The 21,573-nt window shown below is 61.2% G+C and carries 23 protein-coding genes and 1 other RNA gene; 11 read left to right on the forward strand and 13 right to left on the reverse strand.

The window, feature by feature from the left end:
- Window positions 1–84 precede the first annotated feature (84 nt).
- Both argA and argE read right to left on the reverse strand, forming a co-directional pair.
- A complete protein-coding gene (argA, locus tag ACP7C6_RS17340; RefSeq protein WP_068937307.1) occupies window positions 85–1,386 on the reverse strand; it encodes an amino-acid N-acetyltransferase in 1,302 nt (433 codons plus the stop codon).
- A 136-nt stretch (window positions 1,387–1,522) separates the two neighbouring features.
- Window positions 1,523–2,671, reverse strand: a complete 1,149-nt coding sequence (argE, locus tag ACP7C6_RS17345; protein WP_311893571.1) for an acetylornithine deacetylase — start codon at window positions 2,669–2,671, stop codon at window positions 1,523–1,525.
- A gap of 158 nt (window positions 2,672–2,829) precedes the next feature.
- Between argE and ACP7C6_RS17350 the strand changes: the two genes are divergently transcribed.
- Window positions 2,830–4,197, forward strand: a complete 1,368-nt coding sequence (locus ACP7C6_RS17350; protein WP_311893570.1) for an inorganic triphosphatase — start codon at window positions 2,830–2,832, stop codon at window positions 4,195–4,197.
- Between the two features lie 19 nt (window positions 4,198–4,216).
- On the opposite strand, the gene ACP7C6_RS17355 is transcribed toward ACP7C6_RS17350, so the two are convergent.
- Window positions 4,217–4,687 (reverse strand): Lrp/AsnC family transcriptional regulator, encoded by a 471-nt coding sequence (locus ACP7C6_RS17355; RefSeq protein WP_010207358.1) that lies wholly within the window; start codon window positions 4,685–4,687, stop codon window positions 4,217–4,219.
- A gap of 127 nt (window positions 4,688–4,814) precedes the next feature.
- Here ACP7C6_RS17355 and ACP7C6_RS17360 point away from each other — a divergent pair, with 127 nt between their 5' ends.
- The 6 genes from ACP7C6_RS17360 (at window position 4,815) to ACP7C6_RS17385 (ending at window position 10,169) form a co-directional block, all read left to right on the forward strand.
- On the forward strand, window positions 4,815–5,153 hold the full coding sequence (locus ACP7C6_RS17360; protein WP_311893569.1) for a hypothetical protein: 339 nt from the start codon (window positions 4,815–4,817) through the stop codon (window positions 5,151–5,153).
- An 84-nt stretch (window positions 5,154–5,237) separates the two neighbouring features.
- Window positions 5,238–6,917 (forward strand): GspE/PulE family protein, encoded by a 1,680-nt coding sequence (locus tag ACP7C6_RS17365; protein WP_311893568.1) that lies wholly within the window; start codon window positions 5,238–5,240, stop codon window positions 6,915–6,917.
- Window positions 6,918–6,994: 77 nt separating this feature from the next.
- Window positions 6,995–7,915: an SPFH domain-containing protein gene (locus ACP7C6_RS17370; RefSeq protein WP_010207363.1), complete on the forward strand. Its 921-nt coding sequence runs from the start codon at window positions 6,995–6,997 to the stop codon at window positions 7,913–7,915.
- 10 nt (window positions 7,916–7,925) lie between these two features.
- A complete protein-coding gene (locus tag ACP7C6_RS17375; RefSeq protein ID WP_016978979.1) occupies window positions 7,926–8,372 on the forward strand; it encodes an NfeD family protein in 447 nt (148 codons plus the stop codon).
- A gap of 69 nt (window positions 8,373–8,441) precedes the next feature.
- On the forward strand, window positions 8,442–8,756 hold the full coding sequence (locus ACP7C6_RS17380; protein WP_003176799.1) for a DUF2388 domain-containing protein: 315 nt from the start codon (window positions 8,442–8,444) through the stop codon (window positions 8,754–8,756).
- 270 nt (window positions 8,757–9,026) lie between these two features.
- A complete protein-coding gene (locus ACP7C6_RS17385; RefSeq protein ID WP_068931513.1) occupies window positions 9,027–10,169 on the forward strand; it encodes a DegT/DnrJ/EryC1/StrS family aminotransferase in 1,143 nt (380 codons plus the stop codon).
- 126 nt (window positions 10,170–10,295) lie between these two features.
- Here ACP7C6_RS17385 and gcvH read toward each other — a convergent pair whose 3' ends face one another.
- The 9 genes from gcvH to ACP7C6_RS17430 form a co-directional block, all read right to left on the reverse strand.
- Window positions 10,296–10,679, reverse strand: coding sequence for a glycine cleavage system protein GcvH (gcvH, locus tag ACP7C6_RS17390; RefSeq protein ID WP_426109036.1), 384 nt, complete (start codon window positions 10,677–10,679; stop codon window positions 10,296–10,298).
- Between the two features lie 53 nt (window positions 10,680–10,732).
- Window positions 10,733–11,815: a glycine cleavage system aminomethyltransferase GcvT gene (gene gcvT, locus ACP7C6_RS17395; RefSeq protein WP_122686927.1), complete on the reverse strand. Its 1,083-nt coding sequence runs from the start codon at window positions 11,813–11,815 to the stop codon at window positions 10,733–10,735.
- A 156-nt stretch (window positions 11,816–11,971) separates the two neighbouring features.
- On the reverse strand, window positions 11,972–13,588 hold the full coding sequence (locus tag ACP7C6_RS17400) for an ABC transporter permease (protein WP_426109037.1): 1,617 nt from the start codon (window positions 13,586–13,588) through the stop codon (window positions 11,972–11,974).
- 139 nt (window positions 13,589–13,727) lie between these two features.
- Window positions 13,728–14,732, reverse strand: a complete 1,005-nt coding sequence (locus ACP7C6_RS17405) for an extracellular solute-binding protein (protein WP_028618388.1) — start codon at window positions 14,730–14,732, stop codon at window positions 13,728–13,730.
- Window positions 14,733–14,892: 160 nt separating this feature from the next.
- Entirely contained in the window at window positions 14,893–16,110 is a 1,218-nt protein-coding gene (locus ACP7C6_RS17410) for a 2-octaprenyl-3-methyl-6-methoxy-1,4-benzoquinol hydroxylase (RefSeq protein WP_305385627.1), read from the reverse strand.
- Between the two features lie 9 nt (window positions 16,111–16,119).
- Window positions 16,120–16,605 carry a DUF4442 domain-containing protein gene (locus tag ACP7C6_RS17415; protein WP_028618390.1) on the reverse strand — a complete coding sequence of 162 codons (486 nt, stop codon included), beginning with the start codon at window positions 16,603–16,605 and terminating at the stop codon, window positions 16,120–16,122.
- The gene (ubiH, locus tag ACP7C6_RS17420) at window positions 16,598–17,785 is read right to left on the reverse strand and encodes a 2-octaprenyl-6-methoxyphenyl hydroxylase (protein ID WP_426109038.1); all 1,188 of its coding nucleotides are present in this window, start codon (window positions 17,783–17,785) and stop codon (window positions 16,598–16,600) included. Before ubiH ends, ACP7C6_RS17415 begins: the two co-directional genes overlap by 8 nt.
- On the reverse strand, window positions 17,782–19,104 hold the full coding sequence (pepP, locus tag ACP7C6_RS17425; protein WP_028618392.1) for a Xaa-Pro aminopeptidase: 1,323 nt from the start codon (window positions 19,102–19,104) through the stop codon (window positions 17,782–17,784). Before pepP ends, ubiH begins: the two co-directional genes overlap by 4 nt.
- 20 nt (window positions 19,105–19,124) lie before the next feature.
- Window positions 19,125–19,682 (reverse strand): YecA family protein, encoded by a 558-nt coding sequence (locus ACP7C6_RS17430; RefSeq protein ID WP_017739071.1) that lies wholly within the window; start codon window positions 19,680–19,682, stop codon window positions 19,125–19,127.
- A 138-nt stretch (window positions 19,683–19,820) separates the two neighbouring features.
- Between ACP7C6_RS17430 and ACP7C6_RS17435 the strand changes: the two genes are divergently transcribed.
- The 4 genes from ACP7C6_RS17435 (at window position 19,821) to ACP7C6_RS17450 (ending at window position 21,239) form a co-directional block, all read left to right on the forward strand.
- Window positions 19,821–20,030, forward strand: a complete 210-nt coding sequence (locus tag ACP7C6_RS17435; protein WP_007982902.1) for a TIGR02449 family protein — start codon at window positions 19,821–19,823, stop codon at window positions 20,028–20,030.
- Window positions 20,027–20,344: a cell division protein ZapA gene (locus tag ACP7C6_RS17440; RefSeq protein WP_003176812.1), complete on the forward strand. Its 318-nt coding sequence runs from the start codon at window positions 20,027–20,029 to the stop codon at window positions 20,342–20,344. The genes ACP7C6_RS17435 and ACP7C6_RS17440 overlap by 4 nt, the downstream gene beginning before the upstream one ends.
- Window positions 20,345–20,374: 30 nt before the next feature.
- A non-coding RNA gene (ssrS, locus tag ACP7C6_RS17445) (6S RNA) lies at window positions 20,375–20,553 on the forward strand.
- Window positions 20,554–20,609: 56 nt separating this feature from the next.
- Window positions 20,610–21,239 (forward strand): 5-formyltetrahydrofolate cyclo-ligase, encoded by a 630-nt coding sequence (locus ACP7C6_RS17450; RefSeq protein WP_028618394.1) that lies wholly within the window; start codon window positions 20,610–20,612, stop codon window positions 21,237–21,239.
- Window positions 21,240–21,246: 7 nt separating this feature from the next.
- Here ACP7C6_RS17450 and ACP7C6_RS17455 read toward each other — a convergent pair whose 3' ends face one another.
- On the reverse strand, window positions 21,247–21,396 hold the full coding sequence (locus ACP7C6_RS17455) for a hypothetical protein (RefSeq protein ID WP_010207387.1): 150 nt from the start codon (window positions 21,394–21,396) through the stop codon (window positions 21,247–21,249).
- Window positions 21,397–21,573: the final 177 nt, after the last annotated feature.

A 21,573-nucleotide genomic window follows, 5' to 3' on the forward strand; every position in this document is an offset into this window, starting at 1 on the left:
CCCCCCGTTTGGTGGGGGGGGGTGGCGGGGTGTGCCCCCATAAAAACCCCCCCCCCCCCCCCCCCGACTCCTACAGAATGGGGATTACAGGGCCTTCTCGAAAATCTTCGAATTACGCTGATAGTTGTACAGCGATGCCCGCGCCGACGGTAGACGGTCCACGCTACTCGGCACAAACCCCCGCTCACGGAACCAGTGGGCGGTGCGGGTGGTGAGCACAAACAAAGTCTTCAACCCCTGCGCACGAGCGCGGGCCTGGATGCGTTCCAACAACACATCGCCGCGCGCGCCATGACGGTATTCCGGATTCACCGCCAGGCACGCCAGCTCACCTGCGTCCGAATCTGCGATCTGGTACAGCGCCGCACAGGCGATGATCATGCCTTCGCGCTCCACCACACTGAACTGTTCGATCTCACGCTCCAGCACTTCCCGCGAACGGCGCACCAGGATGCCCTGCTCTTCCAACGGGCTGATCAGGTCGAGCAAGCCGCCCACGTCTTCAATCGCCGCTTCACGCACCTGCTCAAATTGTTCCTGGGCCACCAGCGTACCGCCGCCGTCCCGGGTGAAGAGTTCAGTAAGCAAGGCACCGTCTTCGGCGTAGCTGACAATATGACTACGCCCTACCCCACCCCGGCACGCTTCGGCAGCCGCATCGAGCAATTCAGCCTGATAGTTGCTGTTGCCCAAGCGCTGCAGGTGAGCCGGCACTTGTTGCGGGCGCAGTTCGCGCACCAGGCGACCGTTTTCATCGAGCAGGCCCATGTCGGCGCCGAACAGCAGCAGCTTGTCGGCACCCAGGTCGATGGCGGCGCGGGTGGCGACGTCTTCGCAGGCCAGGTTGAAGATTTCACCGGTCGGCGAGTAGCCCAACGGCGACAGCAGCACGATGGAGCGCTCGTCCAGCAGGCGGTTGATGCCCTTGCGGTCGACACGGCGCACTTCGCCGGTGTGGTGGTAGTCCACGCCGTCCAATACGCCGATGGGGCGTGCGGTCACGAAATTACCGCTGGTTACACGCAAGCGCGAGCCCTGCATCGGCGACGAGGCCATGTCCATCGACAGGCGCGCTTCAATGGCGATGCGCAGGTGGCCGACCGCGTCGATCACGCACTCCAGCGTCGCCGCGTCAGTGATGCGCATGCCTTCGTGATAAGTCGGGATCAGGCCACGCGCTTCAAGGCGCACTTCGATCTGTGGCCGCGAACCGTGGACCAACACCAAGCGCACGCCCAGGCTGTGCAGCAGCACCAGGTCGTGGACGATATTGCCGAAGTTGGGGTGTTCCACACCATCGCCGGGCAGCATGACCACAAAGGTGCAGTCGCGGTGGGCGTTGATGTAGGGGGACGCGTGACGAAGCCAATTAACGTAGTCGGGCATAACACCTGGGCCTGTAATAAAAAGCAGCCGAAAAAGGATGAATCGTGAAAGCGCACAGCGGGCTGATGGTTATCGTCGGAACAGGCTTGGCGACACGCTCACTCTCCTTTCTATGTACGAACAGGTTGGGGTTAATTTATGCAGGTTTCAGGCAGTAATGGTCGATCAGTTCCCGCAATAGACGCACTGTAGGCGTCAAGCGTGACATTTCGAGGTACTCGCCGGGTTGGTGAGCGCAGGCGATGTCGCCAGGGCCGAGCACCAGGGTTTCACACCCAAGGCGCTGAAGATAAGGCGCTTCGGTGCCGAACGCTACTGCTTCGGCACGATGGCCAGTCAATCGTTCCGCGACCCGCACCAGTTCGGCATCTTCGGGTTGCTCGAAAGGCGGCACTTCGGGGAACAGCGGCGCGTAATCGATCTTGACCTGATGGCGTTCAGCCAAGGGGACGAGCTTTTGCCGGATGGCGTCGCGCAGCACCTGCGGGTCCATGCCGGGCAGAGGGCGCAGGTCGAATTCCAGGGAACACTGACCGCAGATGCGGTTGGGGTTGTCGCCGCCGTGGATGCAGCCGAAGTTCAGGGTCGGTTGCGGCACGCTGAATTGCGGGTTGCGGTATTCGCGCTGCCAGGCCAGGCGCAAGCCGCGCAGTTCGCCAATGGCGTCGTGCATGGCTTCGAGGGCGCTGTGCCCAAGGCTGGGATCCGACGAATGGCCGCTTTGGCCAAGAATGTCGATGCGTTCCATCATTACGCCTTTGTGCAGGCGGATCGGCTTGAGCCCGGTTGGCTCGCCAATCACCGCGGCGCGGCCCAACGGGCGCCCTGCCTCTGCCAATGCGCGAGCGCCGGACATGGAGCTTTCTTCATCGCAGGTGGCGAGAATCAGCAGTGGCTGCTTGAACGGCTGATCCAACAACGGCAGCACCGCCTCGATGGCCAGGGCGAAAAAGCCTTTCATGTCGCAACTGCCCAGTCCTACCCAACGACCGTCGACTTCCGTCAGCTTGAGCGGATCGGTCTTCCACAACGCGGCGTCATAGGGAACGGTATCGCTATGGCCTGCCAACACCAGCCCGCCGGGGCCGCTGCCGTAACTGGCCAGGAGGTTGAACTTGCCGGGGCTGACTTGCTGAATGTCGATGGCGAAACCCAGGTCGCCCAGCCAACTGGCGAGCAAATCGATCACCGAGCGGTTGGTCTGGTCGAGAGACGCCTGGGTACAACTGACCGATGGCGCGGCAATCAGCGCGGCGAACTGCTCTTTCATGGACGGTAATGGCATGCGCGGCCTCTCGACTTCCCGGATGAGCCCCACTATAGAGCCATCTGCACGACACAATAAACCGTTGCGGCACGTTGCCGGGCTCAGTCCTGTACACTGCACGACCTTGGCAGCCACTCTTTTCCCCGGCTGCGCTCCCGATCCTGGATGTACCGGCCATGCAAAAAGAAACTGAAATCAAGCTTCGCGTCAGCCGCGAGACCCTCGCCGCGCTGCGTGAGCACCCGCTGCTGAAAAAACGCAACAAAAGTGGCTGGGAACGCCGTGAGTTGATGAACCAGTATTTCGACACCCCCGAGCGCGACCTGGCCCAGGCCAAAGTCGCCCTGCGCCTGCGCAAGGACGGTGACGACATCATCCAGACTCTCAAGACACGTGGCCAGAGCGTCGCCGGCTTGTCGGAACGTAACGAATACAATTGGGAATTGCCCAAAGCCAAGCTCGACGTGAAAAAACTCGACGGCGAATGCTGGCCCGAGCAACTGGCCGAGCTGGACAAAAAGACCCTCAAGCCGATCTTCACCACCGACTTCGTGCGTGAACGCGCCGAAATCGCCTGGGGCCGTGGCAAGGCCAAGGTGGTCATCGAAGCTGCTCTGGACCTGGGCCACGTGGTGGTCGGCAAGCAGAAAGAAGAAATCTGCGAGCTGGAACTGGAACTGCGCGAAGGCGAACCGGCCGCCCTGCTGGAGTTGGCCGCCGAACTGGCCGCCACCCTGGCCCTGATGCCGTGCGATATCAGCAAGGCCGAGCGTGGCTACCGCCTGTACGACGCCAGCAGCTACTCCCTGAGCCTGCCGGCGCCGCAGATCCACGCTGAAATGCCGCTGGACGATGCCTTCGCCGCGATCATGTGGCACCTGCTGGGCAGCAGCCAACGCCTGGCCGAGCAATACCGCTTCAATGGCCACTGGCGCCTGCTGCAAGATTGGGTCGACAACCTCGGCGAACTGCGCGCCTTGGTCGGCAGCCTCGGCCAGGCAGCACCACGTCAATCCACCAGCGAGCTGCGCAGCGCATTGGATGCCCTGCTGGAAGACTGGCGCCCACTGGTGCAAGCCGGTGACGACGACGAAGACATCCGCAAAGCCGCGCCGGAACAGTTCGCCGAAGAACTGGAAGACGTACGCTGGGGCCTGTTCTCACTAAACGCTTCACGCTGGCTGCTGGCCCGTACCTGGACCGCCGACCGCAACGTGCGTGGCAACCGCCAGGGCGCTGCACAAATCACCAACTGGCTGCCACGCCTGCTGGCCGAAGACGCCGTCGCCCTGCAACTGCCGCGCTACCAGCAACAGCCGGAAGACCTGGCCGAGCAACTGCCGCGCATCGAACGCATCCAGGCCTGGCTGCACCATGCGCGTCAGGTGGTGGACATCCCGGAACTGGACCGTCTGTACGGCGAGCTCAACAAGTTGGCACAACTGGCTAACCAGCCGATTACCGATGAGTCGCTGGATGCGCGGATGCATCAGGCGATTGCGGTGTACCAGAACCGTGCGTGGAAGACGCTGCTGCGTCTGTAAAATCGCTACCTCCAGCCTGTCAGCGCAACACTGGCAGGCTGGTGGTGGACTTGATCTCCGACAACGCCACAATCGAATTGACCTCCTGAATCCCCGGCACCATCGACAACTTCTCGAAGAAAAACCGCTCGTACGCCTCGATATCCGAGGTGACGATACGCAACAGAAAATCCACCGCCCCCATCAGCACATAACACTCCAGCACTTCCGGAAACCCGCGAATCGCGTCGGTGAACTCGGTGAAGTTGGAGCGGCCGTGGGCGTTGAGTTTGACCTCGGCAAAGATCTGCGTGTTGAGGCCGATCTTCTTGCGGTCCAGTAACGTCACCTGGCCGCGAATTACCCCCTCTTCCTTGAGACGTTGAATACGCCGCCAGCACGGTGACTGGGATAAGCCGACCTGCTCGGCGATCTGAGCACTGGACAGCGAGGCGTCCTCTTGCAGCAAGGCCAGGATACGGCGGTCGTAGGCGTCCAACTCACTGTGCATATAAATACCCTAAATGGTGCCTGTCTTGAATTGATCAATTCGATTAATCCTGAAACAGCCTCATCTTAGATAAGAAATCTCCGTTGGCGAATGTAAAAATTTCTACAGTCGAATCTGGAGCTTTCCCATGCACGCCGTTGAAACCCCCCATCCTGTTACCCGCGTCGATGCGTGGGCCGTCACCAGCGTTCATTGCCAGGCGCATTACCGGATCGTTGCCGAGGCGGAGCCTGATGTTTTGTGCCGGGTCCTCAACTATTTCGCGCTGCAATTCCTCACGCCGCGACAGATCATGGTGAACCGGGAAGGTGACCTGCTGAACATCGACATCATGATGGACGGCCTGAGCTGGCACCGCGCGCAAGTGATCGGTGAAAAGATTCGAAACCTGATCAGCGTGTGCACGCTGGATGTGTGGTCGGCTGACTCCATGGGGCCTCAAGCGGTGGTGGCGGTCGCCCAGTAAAAGCCTGCAATACACGTTGGGAGGCAGATATTCAGGGGCTGGCTAGCCTGGGATTTACACCCACTGCCACCCAGGAAAACCTTCATGCCGGTTGATCAACGATTGGAACTGCATCAGCTGTTGCCGGCTTTGGTCGAAGGGCGGCTGATCACGCCTGAACTCGCCCACCGCTTGTCGGCGCTGCCGGCCAGCAACACCCAGCATCCACTAGAGAGCATCGCAGCCCAAGGCGCATGCCTGGAGACCCTGACCGAATGGCTCGCCCAGCAGGCCAGGCAACCTTATCTGCGCATCGACCCGTTGAAGATCAACGTGGCGACAGTGGTGCCGCTGATGTCCCACGCATTCGCCCAGCGCCACGCCATCCTCGCGGTGGCGGTGGATGCGCAAACCGTTACCATCGCCAGCGCCCAGCCCCATGTCACCAGCTGGGAAGCCGGGCTTGCGCAGGTGCTCAAGCGCTCGATCAAACGCGTGGTCGCCAATCCCCAGGACATTACGCGCTGTATCGATGAGTTCTACCGACTGGCGAAATCCGTCAGCAGCGCCGATCAAAAGGTCACGGCGCCTGGCAATGTCGACCTGCTCAACCTTGGCGCCAGCGACCAGGAACCGGATGCCAACGACGCGCACATCGTTAATATCGTCGATTGGCTGCTGCAGTACGCGTTCGCCCAGCGCGCCAGCGATATCCATGTCGAACCCTGCCGTGAACAAGGGCGTGTGCGGTTTCGCATCGACGGGCTGCTGCACGACGTCTATCAATTTCCGCCCCAGGTGACGATGGCCGTCGTCAGCCGCCTGAAAAGCCTGGGTCGCATGAACGTGGCAGAAAAACGCAGGCCCCAGGACGGACGGGTCAAGACCAAAAGCCCGGCGGGCGTGGAAGTTGAGCTGCGCCTTTCCACCTTGCCCACGGCGTTTGGCGAGAAGCTGGTAATGCGGATTTTCGACCCGCAGGTCCTGCTCAAGGGCTTTGACCAGCTGGGTTTGTCGGCTGATGACCAGCAACGCTGGCAATCCATGACGCGCCAGACCCACGGCATCATCCTGGTGACCGGTCCGACCGGTTCGGGCAAGACCAGCACGCTCTACACCACGCTCAGGCAACTGGCGACCCGGGAGGTCAACCTATGCACCGTGGAAGACCCGATTGAAATGGTCGAGCCGGCGTTCAACCAGATGCAGGTGCAGCACAACATCGACCTCACCTTCGCCAGCGGCATCCGCGCCCTGCTGCGCCAGGACCCGGACATCATCATGATTGGCGAGATCCGCGACCAGGAGACCGCCGAAATGGCGATCCAGGCCGCACTGACCGGGCATCTGGTGCTGTCGACCCTACATACCAACGACGCACCCAGTGCCATCAGCCGTTTGCAAGAACTGGGCATTGCTCACTATTTGATCAAGGCCACGTTATTGGGGGTGATGGCGCAGCGGTTGGTGCGGGTTCTGTGTCCTCACTGCAAGCGGACGCTGGGTGAGGTCCATGAGGCGGTCGGATGCGTGGAATGTCGACACAGCGGTTATCGGGGCCGAGCGGGTGTTTACGAAATCATGGTGCTGAACCAAGCGCTCAAGATGCTGATCACACCCGGCGCCGATGTACAGGCCTTGCGCCAGGCGGCGATTACCCAAGGTATGTGCAGCCTGCGCATGGCTGGCCTGCATAAGGTCGAGACGGGGCTGACCACGATGGCGGAAGTGTTACGAGTGACACCTGGGGATTCGGTAACAAATCCTTTGTTTGATGAGCAGTGAAACCGTTCTTATCGGTGACAACACCGTTACAATCGGCCCAACGTCGTTTCACTGACACATTCAGATAGGGAATCGCTATGCAGATCGGAACCGTACTGCTTCTTTTCGTGGGCTTGGCCATCGCCATCCTGTTCATGGGTTTCAAGGTCGTCCCCCAGGGTTACCAGTGGACAGTCGAGCGTTTCGGCCGCTACACCAACACCCTCAAGCCTGGCCTGAACATCATCATCCCGGTCATGGACCGCATCGGTCGCAAGATCAACGTGATGGAAAGCGTGCTGGATATCCCGCCCCAGGAAGTCATCACCGCCGACAACGCCACCGTGCAGATCGACGCCGTGTGCTTCTTCCAGGTGGTCAACACCGCCCAGGCCGCGTACGAGGTCAACAACCTCGAACACGCCATCCGCAACTTGCTGCAAACCAACATCCGTACCGTGCTCGGTTCCATGGAGCTGGATGCCATGCTCAGCCAGCGTGACGGCATCAACGAAAAACTCCTGAAAACCGTGGACGAAGCCACCGCACCGTGGGGCATCAAGATCACCCGTATCGAGATCAAGGACATCAGCCCGCCTGCCGACCTGATGGCCGCCATGTCGGGCCAGATGAAAGCCGAGCGGATCAAGCGTGCGCAAATCCTTGAGGCTGAAGGCCTGCGAGCGTCGGCAATCCTGACCGCCGAAGGCAAGAAGCAAGCGCAGATCCTGGAGGCCGAAGGTAGCCGACAGGCGGCATTCCTTGAGTCCGAAGCCCGTGAGCGTCAGGCCGAAGCCGAAGCCCGCGCGACCCAGGTGGTGTCGGAAGCGATTGCGTCGGGCAACGTGCAAGCGGTCAACTACTTTGTCGCGCAGAAGTACATCGATGCGCTGGGCAAGCTGGCATCGGCCAACAACAGCAAGGTCATCCTGATGCCGCTGGAAGCCAGCCAAGTGATCGGTGCGGTCGGCGGTATCGGCGAAATCGTCAAGGCAACGTTCGACAACAAGAAAGGCTGAGGCCAGCGCCATGTGGGATTTCCTGCAGCATCTGTCGTTTTGGGATTGGCTGGCGCTGGGTACGGTCCTGTTGATTCTTGAAGTATTCGGCGCCGGTGGTTACCTGCTGTGGATGGGCATCGCCGCGGCAGCCGTGGGCGTGATCAAGTTCCTGGTGCCGCCTTTGGGGCTGGAGTGGCAACTTCTATTGTTTGCCGTGTTGTCGATCCTGACAGCCGTGTATTGGTGGAAGCGCCAGCGCAGCAGTGCCAAAGCCAGCGACCAGCCGGGCCTCAACGAACGCGGTTCGGAATTGATCGGCCGCACATTCATGGTGCATCAAGCGATTGTGGATGGCCGGGGCAAGGTAAAAGTCGGTGACGGCGTGTGGATGGTGACGGGTCCAGACAGTCCCGTAGGCGCTCAAGTCCGGGTGGTTGGCCAGGATGGTGTGGTGTTAAGGGTTGAAACTGTTTAGTCAGTGATGGAACTCGGTTGGGTTAACTACAATCATAAAGTACAGATAACCCACCCGGAGTCACCCATCATGCGTCTCAAATATGCTGTCGCAACCCTTGCTGTGCTTTCCCTCCCAGTCGGTTCAGCCATGGCCGACAGTTTCTGGCGCAATGTCATCTCGTCGGGCGCCACTACCGGCTCGACGTACCTGACCTTCAAGGACCATAAGCTGGTGGTCGCTGCGCAAGACGACGCAGGCAGCTTTGTTGCCAGCGACGGCGGCATCCGTGGCCCGTACCTGGAAGCCGCCATGCAGAAAGTCCGCGCCGACAACCCTGGCCTGCAAGCCACGGATATGGAGCTGGCCAACGCCATCCTCGCGAAAAACGCCGTTACCGAATAACTCGGGTTTAGTAAAAAATACCGCTTTGAACAGCGGTATTTTTTTGTCTTCAATTCCTATGATCATCGCGGCTGAGCACTACGTAAGCATTCCTGCTTTCACAGCTGATAAAGCCCGGTAGAGAATGCCGCTGTTGAAGCGGCATTTTTTTGCCCGGACGGTGACGATTCATTCACAGGCGACAGGCTATATTCAGTCAAGCCGTGCAACCATGCCGGTACTGATACCTCGCCTACTCATCGCCAATCTGAAACGGATGCCTTCGTCGTCATGAGCCAACAGCCCTTCCTGCCGTTCTCCAAACCCACCATTGATGAAGCCACCATCGCGGCGGTCGGCGATGTACTGCGCTCGGGCTGGATCACCAGCGGGCCGAAAGTGCAGGCATTCGAAGCTCAGCTGTCGGAATACTTTGGCGGCCGGCCGGTGCGCACCTTCAACTCGGGCACCTGCACCATGGAGATTGCCTTGCGCATTGCAGGGATCGGGCCTGGCGATGAAGTCATCACCACGCCGATCTCCTGGGTTGCCACGGCCAACGTGATCCTGGAAGTCGGCGCCACGCCGGTGTTTGCCGATATCGACCCGGTCACCCGCAACATCGACTTGGCCCAGTTGGAAGCCGCGATTACCCCACGTACCAAGGCGATCATCCCGGTTTACCTGGCCGGCCTGCCGCTGGACATGCCGATGCTGTATGCACTGGCGAACAAGTACAACCTGCGCATCGTCGAAGACGCGGCCCAGGCACTGGGGTCGAGCTGGGATGGCGAACGCATTGGCGCCACCGGTGATTTCGTGTCGTTCAGCTTTCAGGCCAACAAGAACATCACTTCTTCCGAGGGCGGTTGCCTGGTCTTGAACAACGCCGAAGAAGCGCGGCTGGCGGAGAAGTATCGCCTGCAAGGCGTGACCCGCACCGGCTTCGATGGCTTGGATGTGGATGTGCTGGGCGGCAAATTCAACATGACCGACATCGCCGCAGCCATTGGCTTGGGGCAGTTTGCCCATATCGAGCAGATCACCACGCATCGCCAGCACCTGGCGCGGCACTATTTCAAATGCTTTGGCAGTGATTTTGAAGAGCAGTACGGCGCACAACTGCCACCAGCCGACTTCGAAAACAGCAACTGGCACCTGTTCCAACTGGTGCTACCGGAACGCCAGGACGGCCAGCCGGCCCGCGCCACCTTCATGGAACAGATGCAGGCCCACGGCGTCGGCATTGGCTATCACTACCCGCCAATCCACCTGCTGAGTCTTTATCGGGCACAGGGCTTCAAGGAAGGCATGTTCCCGGTGGCGGAAAAAGTCGGTCGTTTGATTGTGTCGTTGCCGATGTTCACGGCGATGACGGAGGCGGATGTGGAGCGGTCGGTGGCAGCAGTGAAAGCGGTTCTGAAAGCGAACTAAGCACTCACAGCTGACACAATCCAATGTGGGAGCGGGCTTGCTCGCGAAAGCGGTGTATCAGAGACACATTCAGTGACTGACATTCCGTTTTCGCGAGCAAGCCCGCTCCCACAGTGGGTTTTGCGTTTACTCGCCGATGGCGGCTTTGTAGCCAGCAGCATCCAGCAGTTTTTCCAGATCAGCCGGGTTGCTTGGCTTGAGCTTGAAGATCCACGCGCCGTACGGGTCGGAGTTCAGCAGCTCAGGGCTACCGCTCAGTTCCTCGTTGACTGCAATCACTTCGCCGGCAACCGGGGCGTAGATATCCGAAGCAGCCTTCACCGACTCAACCACACCCGCCTGGCCTTCGGCTTCAAACGTAGCGCCGACTTCAGCCAGCTCAACAAACACCACATCACCCAATGCTTCCTGAGCATGGTCGGAAATACCGACGGTCACGGTGCCGTCAGCTTCCAGGCGTGCCCATTCGTGGCTTTCGGCAAAACGCAGTTCGGCAGGGATATTGCTCATAATCTGTGTCCTCAATAAGTAATGTCAGCGGCCACTGGCCTGCCGGAAATAGGTTAGATCAAGGTTTTGCCATGGCGCACGAAGGTCGGCTTGACCACTCGAACCGGGTACCACTTGCCGCGGATTTCCACTTCGGCCCGATCAGCGGTTGCCGTCGGTACTCGCGCCAGGGCAATGGATTTGCTCAGCGTAGGAGAGAAACTACCACTGGTGATCTCCCCTTCGCCAATATTGGCGATACGAACCACCTGGTGAGCGCGTAAAACCCCACGTTCTTCCAGTACCAGCCCGACCAGTTTGAACTGCACACCCGCCGTTTTTTCCGCTTCCAGCGCGGCGCGGCCGATGAAATTGCGCTCGGCCGGCTCCCACGCAATGCTCCAGGCCATGTTCGATGCCAACGGCGAAACCTCCTGATGGATGTCCTGGCCGTAGAGGTTCATACCGGCTTCCAGGCGCAGAGTATCGCGAGCGCCGAGGCCAATGGGGGAAATACCGGCGCCTACCAGATCGTTGAAAAAGCCCGGCGCCTGATCAGCCGGCAGTACAATCTCCAGTCCATCTTCGCCGGTGTAACCCGTGCGTGCGATAAACCAATCGCCATCGGCCTGGCCTTCGAAAGGCTTGAGCTGGTGAATCAGCGTGCTGCGAGACTGCGTGACCAACTCGGCGATCTTCTGCCGGGCGTGGGGGCCTTGGATGGCGAGCATGGCCAACTCAGGGCGTTCATGCAGCTTCACCTGGTAATTGCCCAGTTGCGCGTGCATCCAGGCCATGTCTTGGTCACGGGTAGCAGCATTCACCACCAGCCGATAAGCGGCTTGCGTGCGGTAGACAATCATGTCGTCCACCACGCCGCCCTTTTCGTTGAGCATGGCGCTATACAACGCACGGCCGCAGCCATGCAGACGTTCGACATCGTTGGCCAGCAGGTACTGGAGCCATTCCTTGGCCTGGGGGCCGGTGACATCGATCACGGTCATATGAGATACATCGAACACCCCGCAGTCGCGTCGCACCTGATGGTGTTCTTCAACTTGCGAGCCGTAGTGCAGAGGCATATCCCAACCGCCAAAATCGACCATTTTCGCGCCGAGGGCGAGATGCAGGTCATACAGAGGCGTACGCTGTCCCATGGGTTTCTCCTTCCGGGCGTGGCGAAGGTGCGCGGAGCTACTGTTCGTGCTGAACGCCTTGAATTACAAGGCCTGCAGCCACGCCCAGCGACCCGCTCCGAAAGACGAAGCGCACCGAATGCCGCGCATTGTAGCCGCAAGCTGTAGGACTGGCACCTAACCGATTTGCCGGGCGGAGCGTCGAATCAGCCCGATCACCGGCAACAGGCCGACCAGCACCAGTGTCAACGCGGGCAGAGAAGCCCGTGCCCATTCGCCTTCACTGGTCATTTCAAAGATCCGCACCGCCAGCGTGTCCCAGGCGAACGGGCGCATCAGCAGGGTCGCGGGCATTTCCTTGAGCACATCGACGAAGACCAACAGCGCTGCACTCAAGGTCCCCGGCAGCAGCAACGGCAGATACACTTTGCAAAACAGTCGTGGGCCGCTGACGCCAAGGCTGCGCGCTGCCTCCGGCAACGAGGGCCGGATGCGCGCCAGGCTGTTTTCCAGCGGCCCATAGGCCACTGCCAGGAATCGCACCAGATACGCCAGCACCAGCGCCGACAGGCTACCCAACAGCAAGGGCTTGCCCGCGCCGCCGAGCCAGCCGGACAACGGCACCACCAATTCACGGTCCAGATAGCTGAACGCCAACATGATCGACACCGCCAGCACCGAACCCGGCAAGGCATAACCGACATTGGCCAGACTAATGCCGGAGCGGATCGCCCGCGTCGGTGCCAGCCGATTGGCGAAGGCCAGCACCAGCGCCACACTGACCGTGATCAAGGCGGCGATCCCGCCCAGATAAAGCGTGTGAACTATCAAGCCGGAGTAGCGCTCATCCAGATCGAAGCGACCGCGCTGCCAGAACCAGGCGACCAGTTGCAGCATCGGGATGACAAAAGCGCAGGCGAACACCAGCCCACACCAACCACTGGCCGCCGCCGCCTTGAACCCGCGCAGGTGATACAGCGCCTTGCCCCGTGGCCGCTCGTTGCTCGGCCGGCTGGCGCCGCGTGCTCGGCGCTCGCCATACAGCACCAGCATCACCACCAGCAGCAACAGGCTGGCCAACTGGGCGGCGCTGGATAGGCTGAAAAAGCCGTACCAGGTCTTGTAGATGGCTGTGGTAAAGGTATCGAAGTTGAACACCGAGACCGCACCGAAATCCGCCAGGGTTTCCATCAACGCCAGGGCCACCCCGGCCCCAATCGCCGGCCGCGCCATGGGCAGGGCCACATGCCAGAACGCTCGCCACGGCGATTGCCCCAACACCCGCGCCGCTTCCATCAGGCCTTTGCCCTGGGCCAGGAATGCGCTGCGCGCCAGGAGGTAAACGTAGGGGTAGAACACCAGCACCAACACGATGATCACTCCACCGGTGGAACGTACCCGTGGCAGCCTCAAGCCGCTGCCGAACCATTCGCGCAGCAAGGTTTGCACCGGGCCGGAGAAATCCAGCAAGCCGACAAACACAAAAGCCAGGACGTACGCAGGAATGGCAAACGGCAGCATCAACGCCCAGTCGAGCCAACGCCGACCGGGGAACTCACAGAGGCTGGTCAGCCAGGCCAGGCTCACGCCCAGCAGGGTCACGCCGACACCGACACCCAACACCAGGGTCAGGGTGTTGCCCAGCAGGCGCGGCATCTGGGTTTCCCAGAGGTGGGACCAGATTTGTGCGTCGATACTTTGCCAGGACAGCAACAGCACACTCAGCGGCAGCAGCACCAGGGCGGCGACGGTGAAGACCGGCAGGTACCAGCGGCGTTGGGCGGGGTGGGCCAAAGTCAGTTCTCAGTGAGTGAATAGCTTGAAAACACCACAATCGAATCTGGGAGGGGGCTGCTGCGCAGCCCAGCGCGGGGCAAGCCCGCTCACCACAGCAAGCCCGCTCCCACATTTCGATCTGCGGCGTTTTACAAATTTAGTTCCAGCCAGCTCGATCCATCAACCGGATCGCCTCGGCCTGGCGCTTGCCCGCCACTTCCACCGGCAAGGTGTCCGCCACGAACTTGCCCCAGCTCGCCACTTCCGCCGACGGCGGCACGGCCGGGTTGGCCGGGAATTCCTGGTTCACGTCGGCAAAGATCTTCTGCGCCTCAGGCGTGGTCATCCACTCCACCAGTGCCTTGGCGGCTTCCGGGTGCGGAGCGTGTTGGGTCAGGCCGATGCCCGACAGGTTCACGTGCACACCACGGTCACCCTGGTTCGGCCAGAACAGTTTTACCGCCAGGTCCGGCTTCTGCTTGTGCAAGCGACCATAGTAGTAGGTGTTGACGATGCCCACGTCGCATTGCCCGGCGTTGATGGCCTCCAGCACGGCAATGTCATCGGAGAACACGTCGGTGGACAGGTTGTTCACCCAACCCTTGACGATCTCTTCGGTCTTGGCCGCGCCATGGGTTTCGATCAGGGTGGCGGTCAGCGACTGGTTGTAGACCTTTTTCGCCGTGCGCAGGCACAGGCGGCCTTCCCACTGCTTGTCGGCCAAGGCTTCGTAGGTGGTGAGGTCACCCGGTTTTACCCGGTCGGTGGAATAGGCGATGGTCCGCGCGCGCAGGCTCAGGCCGGTCCAGGTGTGTTTGGAAGAACGGTATTGCAGGGGGATGTTCTTGTCGATCACCGGGGAGGTGAACGGTTGCAGGATGCCCATTTGCTCAGCCTGCCAGAGGTTGCCGGCATCGACGGTGAGCAGCAGGTCGGCGGTGGCGTTTTCGCCCTCGGCCTTGATGCGCTGCATCAGCGGGGCTTCCTTGTCGGTGATGAACTTCACCTGCACGCCGGTTTTTTTGGTGTAGGCATCGAACACCGGCTTGATCAGTTCGTCGATGCGCGAGGAGTAGACCACCACTTCGTCGGCGGCCTGCACGGTGGTGCTGCCGATCAGGGTGAGTGCCAGGGCAGTCAGGAGGCGCTTGGGTGCCAACATGGGTGCGGTCTCTCATTTGCAAAAAGTGGGCAAATGATAAGGACTCACATTTGGTAGCGCTCGGTGGAGGCGTTACCAGATGTTGCATGGCCGGGATTTGCAGTGCGGCTTATGGCCTCATCGCGGGCAAGCCGGCGCCCACAGGGATCGTATTTCAATGTCAGGGCTTGGCCAGCTCCGGCAGATCCCCGCTCAGCCCCAGCGCCTGGCGCACAAACACGGCCTTGGCTTCGGGCATTTGATCGACCATCTTCAATCCGGCATTACGCAACCAGCGCAGCGGCAGTTGATCGGCCTGGAACAGTCGCTCAAACCCTTCCATTGCCGCCATCAACGCCAGGTTATGCGGCATGCGTCGACGCTCGTAGCGGCTCAACACCTTCACATCGGCCAGGCGCTCGCCGCGCTCGGTTGCCGACAACAAGACTTCAGCCAATGTCGCCGCATCCAGGAAACCCAGGTTCACACCCTGCCCCGCCAAGGGATGGATGACGTGAGCCGCGTCGCCAATCAACGCCAGGCCTTCGGCCACATAGCGCTTGGCGTGGCGCTGGCGCAGTGGCACGCAGACGCGCGGGTCGGCGCTTACCACCGTACCGAGCCGCCCCTCAAAGGCGCGCTCCAGCTCATGGCAGAAGCTTGCATCATCCAGCGCCATCAAGCGCTCAGACTCAGCAGGCGTGGTCGACCAGACGATCGAACACCAATCCTCCTGACCATCGCGCACCAGCGGTAAGAACGCCAGTGGGCCGGTGTCGGTAAAGCGTTGCCACGCAGTGCGCTGGTGCGGCTGGCTGCTGCGCACGCTGGTGACGATGGCGTTATGCAGGTAATCCCATTCGCGGGTCGCGGTGCCGGTCAGGCGGCGCACGGCGGAGTTGGCGCCATCGGCCGCCACCACCAGCGGCGCGCGTAACGTGCGGCCGTCAGCCAGGGTTAGCAGCCAGTCATCGCCGGAACGGCGCATCTGTTCCAGGCGCGCATTGGCCAACAGGCCCAGATCGCAGTCGTGCAGACGGTCGAGCAGCGCATCCTGCACCACGCGGTTCTCGACGATATGCCCCAGCACCTCGGCATGCACGCTGGCGGCCGAAAAGTGAATCTGACCGGTGCCGCTGCCGTCCCACACCTGCATCTCGCCGTAAGGGCTGGCGCGGCGCGACACAATGCCGTCCCACACGCCCAGGCGCTCAAGGATGCGCTGGCTCGCGGCCGACAAGGCGCTCACGCGCGGTTCGAAAGCGGCCTCGCGGTCGAACGGCTTGACGCTCAGCGGGCTGCCGTCGAGCAGCAGCACCTGCAGGCCACTGCCCTGTAACGCCAGCGCCAGGGCGCTTCCGACCATTCCGGCCCCGACAATCAGCACATCTGCGCGCATGTCCATGCTTTAAGCCTGTCTCACTGGCGGCTTGCGCCGCACGTAAAGGGTTTTGTCGACCTGCGCCACCAGGGTGCCGGAGCCGTCATGAATCTGGACCTTCAGGTGGGGCAAGTACTTCTCGCCTCCTTCGGTCTGCCGGCGGACCTCATCGAGCAAGGCGTCGTCGATGGAGAACTCCGCGTACACCGGGCCTTTGCCCGGCGAAATGAAGTCGATACTCGCGGCCTTGTCCCACACGATGTAATCGCGGCCCAGGTTCTCCATCAGCATCAGCATGTAGAACGGATCAACCATCGAATACAGGCTACCGCCGAACTGCGTGCCGACATAGTTGCGGTTGTACCAGCCCAGGCCCATGCGCACTTTGACGTGACGAAAATCGGCGCTCATGTGCCGCACGCTCACTCCCGCACCCAAGTAGGGCGGATACAAGGTCATGATCCAACGCAACAACCGCGCCTTGCCCAGGCGCTCGATCAACCACTTACGCATCGGGACGCGTGCCCAGGCCCATGGCCTGACGGGCGAACCAGCGCTTGGCCGGCGGCAGCAAGTCCAGGCCCAGCAGGCCCATATTGCGGCCCAGGGCGACCAGCGGCTGGGCGCTGCCGAACAGGCGCGTGACCTGGTCGGAGAAGCCCACGGTGAGTTTCTGGTCCAGGCGCTGACGCTCGCGATAGCCTTGCAAGGTCGCCAGGTCACCTGGCACTTGCGGTCCGGCCAGCAAGGCCTCGGCCAGCGCATTCGCATCGCGCAGGGACAGGTTGAAGCCCTGCCCGGCAATCGGGTGCAAGCTGTGAGCGGCATTGCCGAGAATCGCCAAGTGCGAGCGTACTTGCTCCTCGGCTTCCACCAATGTCAGCGGGTACAGATGACGGGCGCCCACTTGCTTAAGCGTACCCAGACGGTAGCCGAACACGCCCTGCAATTCACTCAAGAAGCTGCGCTCATCGAGATTGGCCAGGCGCTGGGCGTCCATGCCGATGCGCGTCCACACCAGTGCGCAGCGGTTTTCCGGCAGCGGCAACAGGGCCATCGGGCCTTCGTCGGTGAAACGTTCGAAGGCTTCGCCGTTATGGGATTCGCTTGGCGTGATGTTGGCGATCAACGCGCTCTGGTTGTACGGGCGGGTTTTCACGCCGATGCCCAACTGCTCGCGCAAGCCGGAACGGCCACCGTCAGCCAGCACGGCGAGGTCGCATTCCAGCAAGGTTTCATCATTGAGGGTCAGACGGTAGCCGTCGGGCAGCGGCTCCATGCGTGTGACTTCGGCCGGGCAACGCCAGCTGACCACGTCTTTGTCCAGGCCCTGCCACAGGCATTGGCCCAGCCAGGCGTTCTCCACCACGTAGCCGAGGGCCGGCACGCCCTCTTCCATGGCAGACAAGCGCGCGGTGGAGAAACGCCCACGGTCAGACACATGGATTTGCTTGATCGGTTCGGCGCGGCGCGAAATGTCCTGCCACAGGCCCAGGCGCTGATAAATCTGCCGGGCGCCGTAGGAGAGCGCCGAAGAACGCGCATCGTAGCTCGGCTGGTAGCTGTCGCCCGGCGCAAAGGGCTCGATCAGCACGATCTTCCAACCGCGCGCTTTGGCCCCAGCCTGCAACGCCAGCGCCAGGCTGGCGCCGACCAGGCCGCCGCCAATGATTGCCAGGTTGACCCGGCTCATCGGGCAGCCGCCATCAACGCTTCAATTTCAGCGACGGTCTTGGGCACGCCACCGGTCAGGATTTCACAGCCTTGCTTGGTCACTACCACGTCGTCCTCGATGCGTACGCCAATGCCACGCCATTTCTTTGCCACGTTCGGGTTGTCCGGCGAAATGTAGATGCCCGGCTCCACGGTCAACGCCATGCCAACTTCCAGCACCCGCCATTCACCGCCCACTTTGTACTCGCCCACGTCATGCACATCCATGCCCAGCCAGTGGCCGGCGCGGTGCATGTAGAAGGCTTTATAGGCTTCGCTGGCGATCAACTCGTCGACGTCACCCTGCAACAATCCCAGCCTCACCAACCCGGCGGTGATCACCTGCACGGTTGCCTCATGCGCCTGGTTCCAATGCTTGTCCGGGGCGATCTCGGCAAACGCGGCTTCCTGGGAAGCCAGCACAATTTCGTAGATCGCCTTCTGTTCCGGCGAAAACCTGCCATTGACCGGCCAGGTGCGGGTGATGTCGCTGGCGTAGCAGTCGATCTCGCAGCCGGCGTCGATCAGCACCAGATCGCCGTCCTTGAGCACCGCGTCATTCTGCTGGTAATGCAGGATGCAGCTGTTGCGCCCGGCGGCGACGATGGAGCCGTAGGCTGGCATTTTCGCGCCGCCTTTGCGGAATTCATAATCCAGCTCGGCTTCCAGGCTGAACTCATGGAGACCGGCACGGCTGGCCTGCATCGCCTTCACGTGGGCGGCGCAGGAGATTCGCGCGGCCTCGCGCATCACCTTCACTTCCGCAGCCGATTTATACAGGCGCATGTCGTGGAGCAGATGATCCAGGGCAACGAATTCGTTCGGTGGCTGGGCGCCCAGGTGGGCCTTGGAGCGGATCACGTTGATCCATTCCATCAGGTGCCGGTCAAACTCGGCATTGCTGCCCATGGCCGAGTACACCCGGTCGCGGCCTTCGATGAGGCCGGGCAGGATGTCGTCAATATCGGTGATGGGGAACGCGTCGTCGGCGCCAAAGTCACGGATCGCGCCTTCGGTGCCGGCGCGCAGGCCGTCCCACAGTTCGCGTTCGGCGTTGCGCTCGCGGCAGAACAGCACGTACTCGCCGTGCTGGCGACCGGGCATCAGCACGATCACCGCTTCCGGCTCCGGGAAACCGCTCAGGTACTGGAAGTCACTGTCCTGGCGGTACACGTGCTCGACATCACGGTTGCGGATCGCCACGGCGGCAGCCGGCAGGATCGCGATGCTGTTGGGTTCCATCTGCGCCATGAGCGCCTTGCGGCGTCGGGTGTATTCCGCTCGGGGGATATGGATCATGGGCAGATGGACTTCCTTTCTTAGTGCAGCGAAGGCTTGGGCGCGGCTGGCTCAGCGGACTTCTTGGTCTCGGTGAACAGCAGCAACGGCGCGACGCGCAGGTATTCCATGACTTCCATGTAGTCGCCTTCGCCATCTTCGGACTCTTCCAGGGCGTCTTGCACCTGGGAGATCGCCGCGAGGTCCTGCAACACTTCCTTGGCGTCGGTGCTCAGTTCCAGGCCGCCGGCGTTGACGCCGAAACCGTGGAGGAAGCCTTGGCACCATTGGCCCAGGGCGGCGGCGCGCTCGGTGAGCGGCGCGTCGTCGGTCGGCAGCAGCAGGACCACGGTGACGTCATCACCGGTCAGCTCGCCCTTGACCATCTCTTGCAGGCCGATCAGTGCGTTACGCACGTTCTCGGTCGGTTCGGTTTCCAGCAGCTCGGCCACGTCGGCCAGCCAGTTGTCGGCATCAAAGCCAACGCCAGTGCAGCTGCGGCCCAACAGCACGCCGTGCAGTTCGGCAGGCGAGCAAGGGTGGCCGCTGGTGCTCAGCAGTTTGGAAAAAGCATCGTACGGGGAGTTCTGAATGGGCATGGTGAGCTAGGCGCCAGACGGCGCAATGTCTAGAATGGAGCGCTGTATCCTAGCACCGGCAGACGTACCAAGACTATCAAGGGCGTCAGATCGTTTATCCTGCAGTTGCCATTCATCAGACAAATCCAGTGGAACCCAATGGAAGACACCGACCTGCAAGCGCTGATGGCCAGACTCGAACTGCTAATTACTCGGGTCGAGCAACTTAAGAGTCAAAACGGACTCCTATTAGCTCAGGAAAAGACCTGGCGCGAGGAACGCGCTCACCTCATTGAAAAAAACGAAATCGCCCGGCGTAAGGTCGAATCGATGATTTCGCGCCTGAAGGCCCTGGAGCAAGACTCATGAGTTCAAGCAATAGCGTCACCGTGCAGATCCTCGATAAAGAATATTCGATCATCTGCCCCCAGGAAGAGCGCAACAACCTGGTGAGCGCCGCCCGCTACCTGGATGGCAAGATGCGCGAAATCCGCAGCAGCGGCAAAGTGATCGGCGCAGACCGTATCGCCGTGATGGCCGCGCTGAACATTACCCACGATTTGCTGCATAAGCAGGAACGCCCTGACGTACAGGCCAGCGGCTCGACGCGTGAGCAGGTGCGTGACCTGCTGGAGCGTGTCGATCTGGTGCTTTCCAGCGATTCAGACGCACCCAAGGGCTGATTGCCGCGACTGTTTAAGGTATACTCGCCCCACTCCCTGGCGTGTTTGCCAGTCGGCGATGTCCCTGAGCCGATTCGCACTACCCTGGAAGTTGCACGTTGGGCTGGTGTGCATGTCCGCTAGACGGAAAGCCTTAAAGCCTACTGCATCTTCCACCTTGAACTTTCGGGTTCAAGGGCTAAGTCGACAGCGGCTCTGTCGGGGAGCCTGAATTCCTAAACTCAATGCCAGTCCTCGGACTGGCATTGTTTTATGAGCCGAAACCATGACCGAACCTGCGCCGCTTTCCCGTCCGCAACTTCGACGCATGTTGCGTAAAGCCCGCCGCGCCCTCACGCCGAGCGAGCAACGCAAGGCCGCCCACGGCCTATATCGGCAACTGGCACAGCACCCGCTGTTTCGCCGGGCCAAACATATCTCTTTGTATCTACCGACGGACGGTGAAATCGATCCGCGCCTGCTGCTGCGCGCCGCCCAGCGCCGTGGCAAGGCCACTTACCTGCCGGTGCTCAGCGCGTGGCCGCGAACCAAGATGGTGTTCCAGCGTGTACGGCCTGGGGAAAAGCTGCTGCCCAACCGTTTTCGCATCCTGGAGCCACGGGTGAATATCAGCCGCCAACGCAAAGTCTGGGCGCTGGACCTGGTGCTGCTGCCGCTGGTGGGGTTCGATGATGCCGGGGGGCGCCTGGGCATGGGCGGCGGGTTCTACGATCGCAGCCTGGCTTACCTGGCGCGGCGACAGAGCTGGCGCAAGCCGACGCTACTGGGCCTGGCCCATGAATGTCAGAAGGTTGATCGGTTGGCACAGGCAAGCTGGGATGTGCCGTTGGCGGGCACCGTCACTGATAAGCATTGGTATATTGCGAAGACGCCACTGGAGTCAGCGGCGCCTTGAAGACGGGTCAGCGTTTGAACGGTTGCGGCTGCTGCTGAGCCAGTTCAACGGGAGCATCGGTCTTGTTCGACCATAAGCTTTGGGCATACCCGGTGGTCACGACGCCCAGACCAAACAAAATCACCAAAATCCATAGTAAATCCGGTTTACGTTGCATCGATTGCCCCCCTGCAGGCACCTCGTACACGATGACAACAACGTTCCAAAGTAGTCCGTTGCAGCTGCGTCAAGCTTTAAAAGCCGGCATTCTGCGGTAACGTGAACCAACACGCAAACCTTGACGCCAACCGACTGTCGGTTTGTCACCAAATTGCCTGACAACTTGCCCACTGCC

Origin of the sequence: Pseudomonas sp. TWR1-1-4 (genome assembly GCF_049897165.1) — a bacterium.
GTDB lineage: Bacteria > Pseudomonadota > Gammaproteobacteria > Pseudomonadales > Pseudomonadaceae > Aquipseudomonas > Aquipseudomonas canadensis.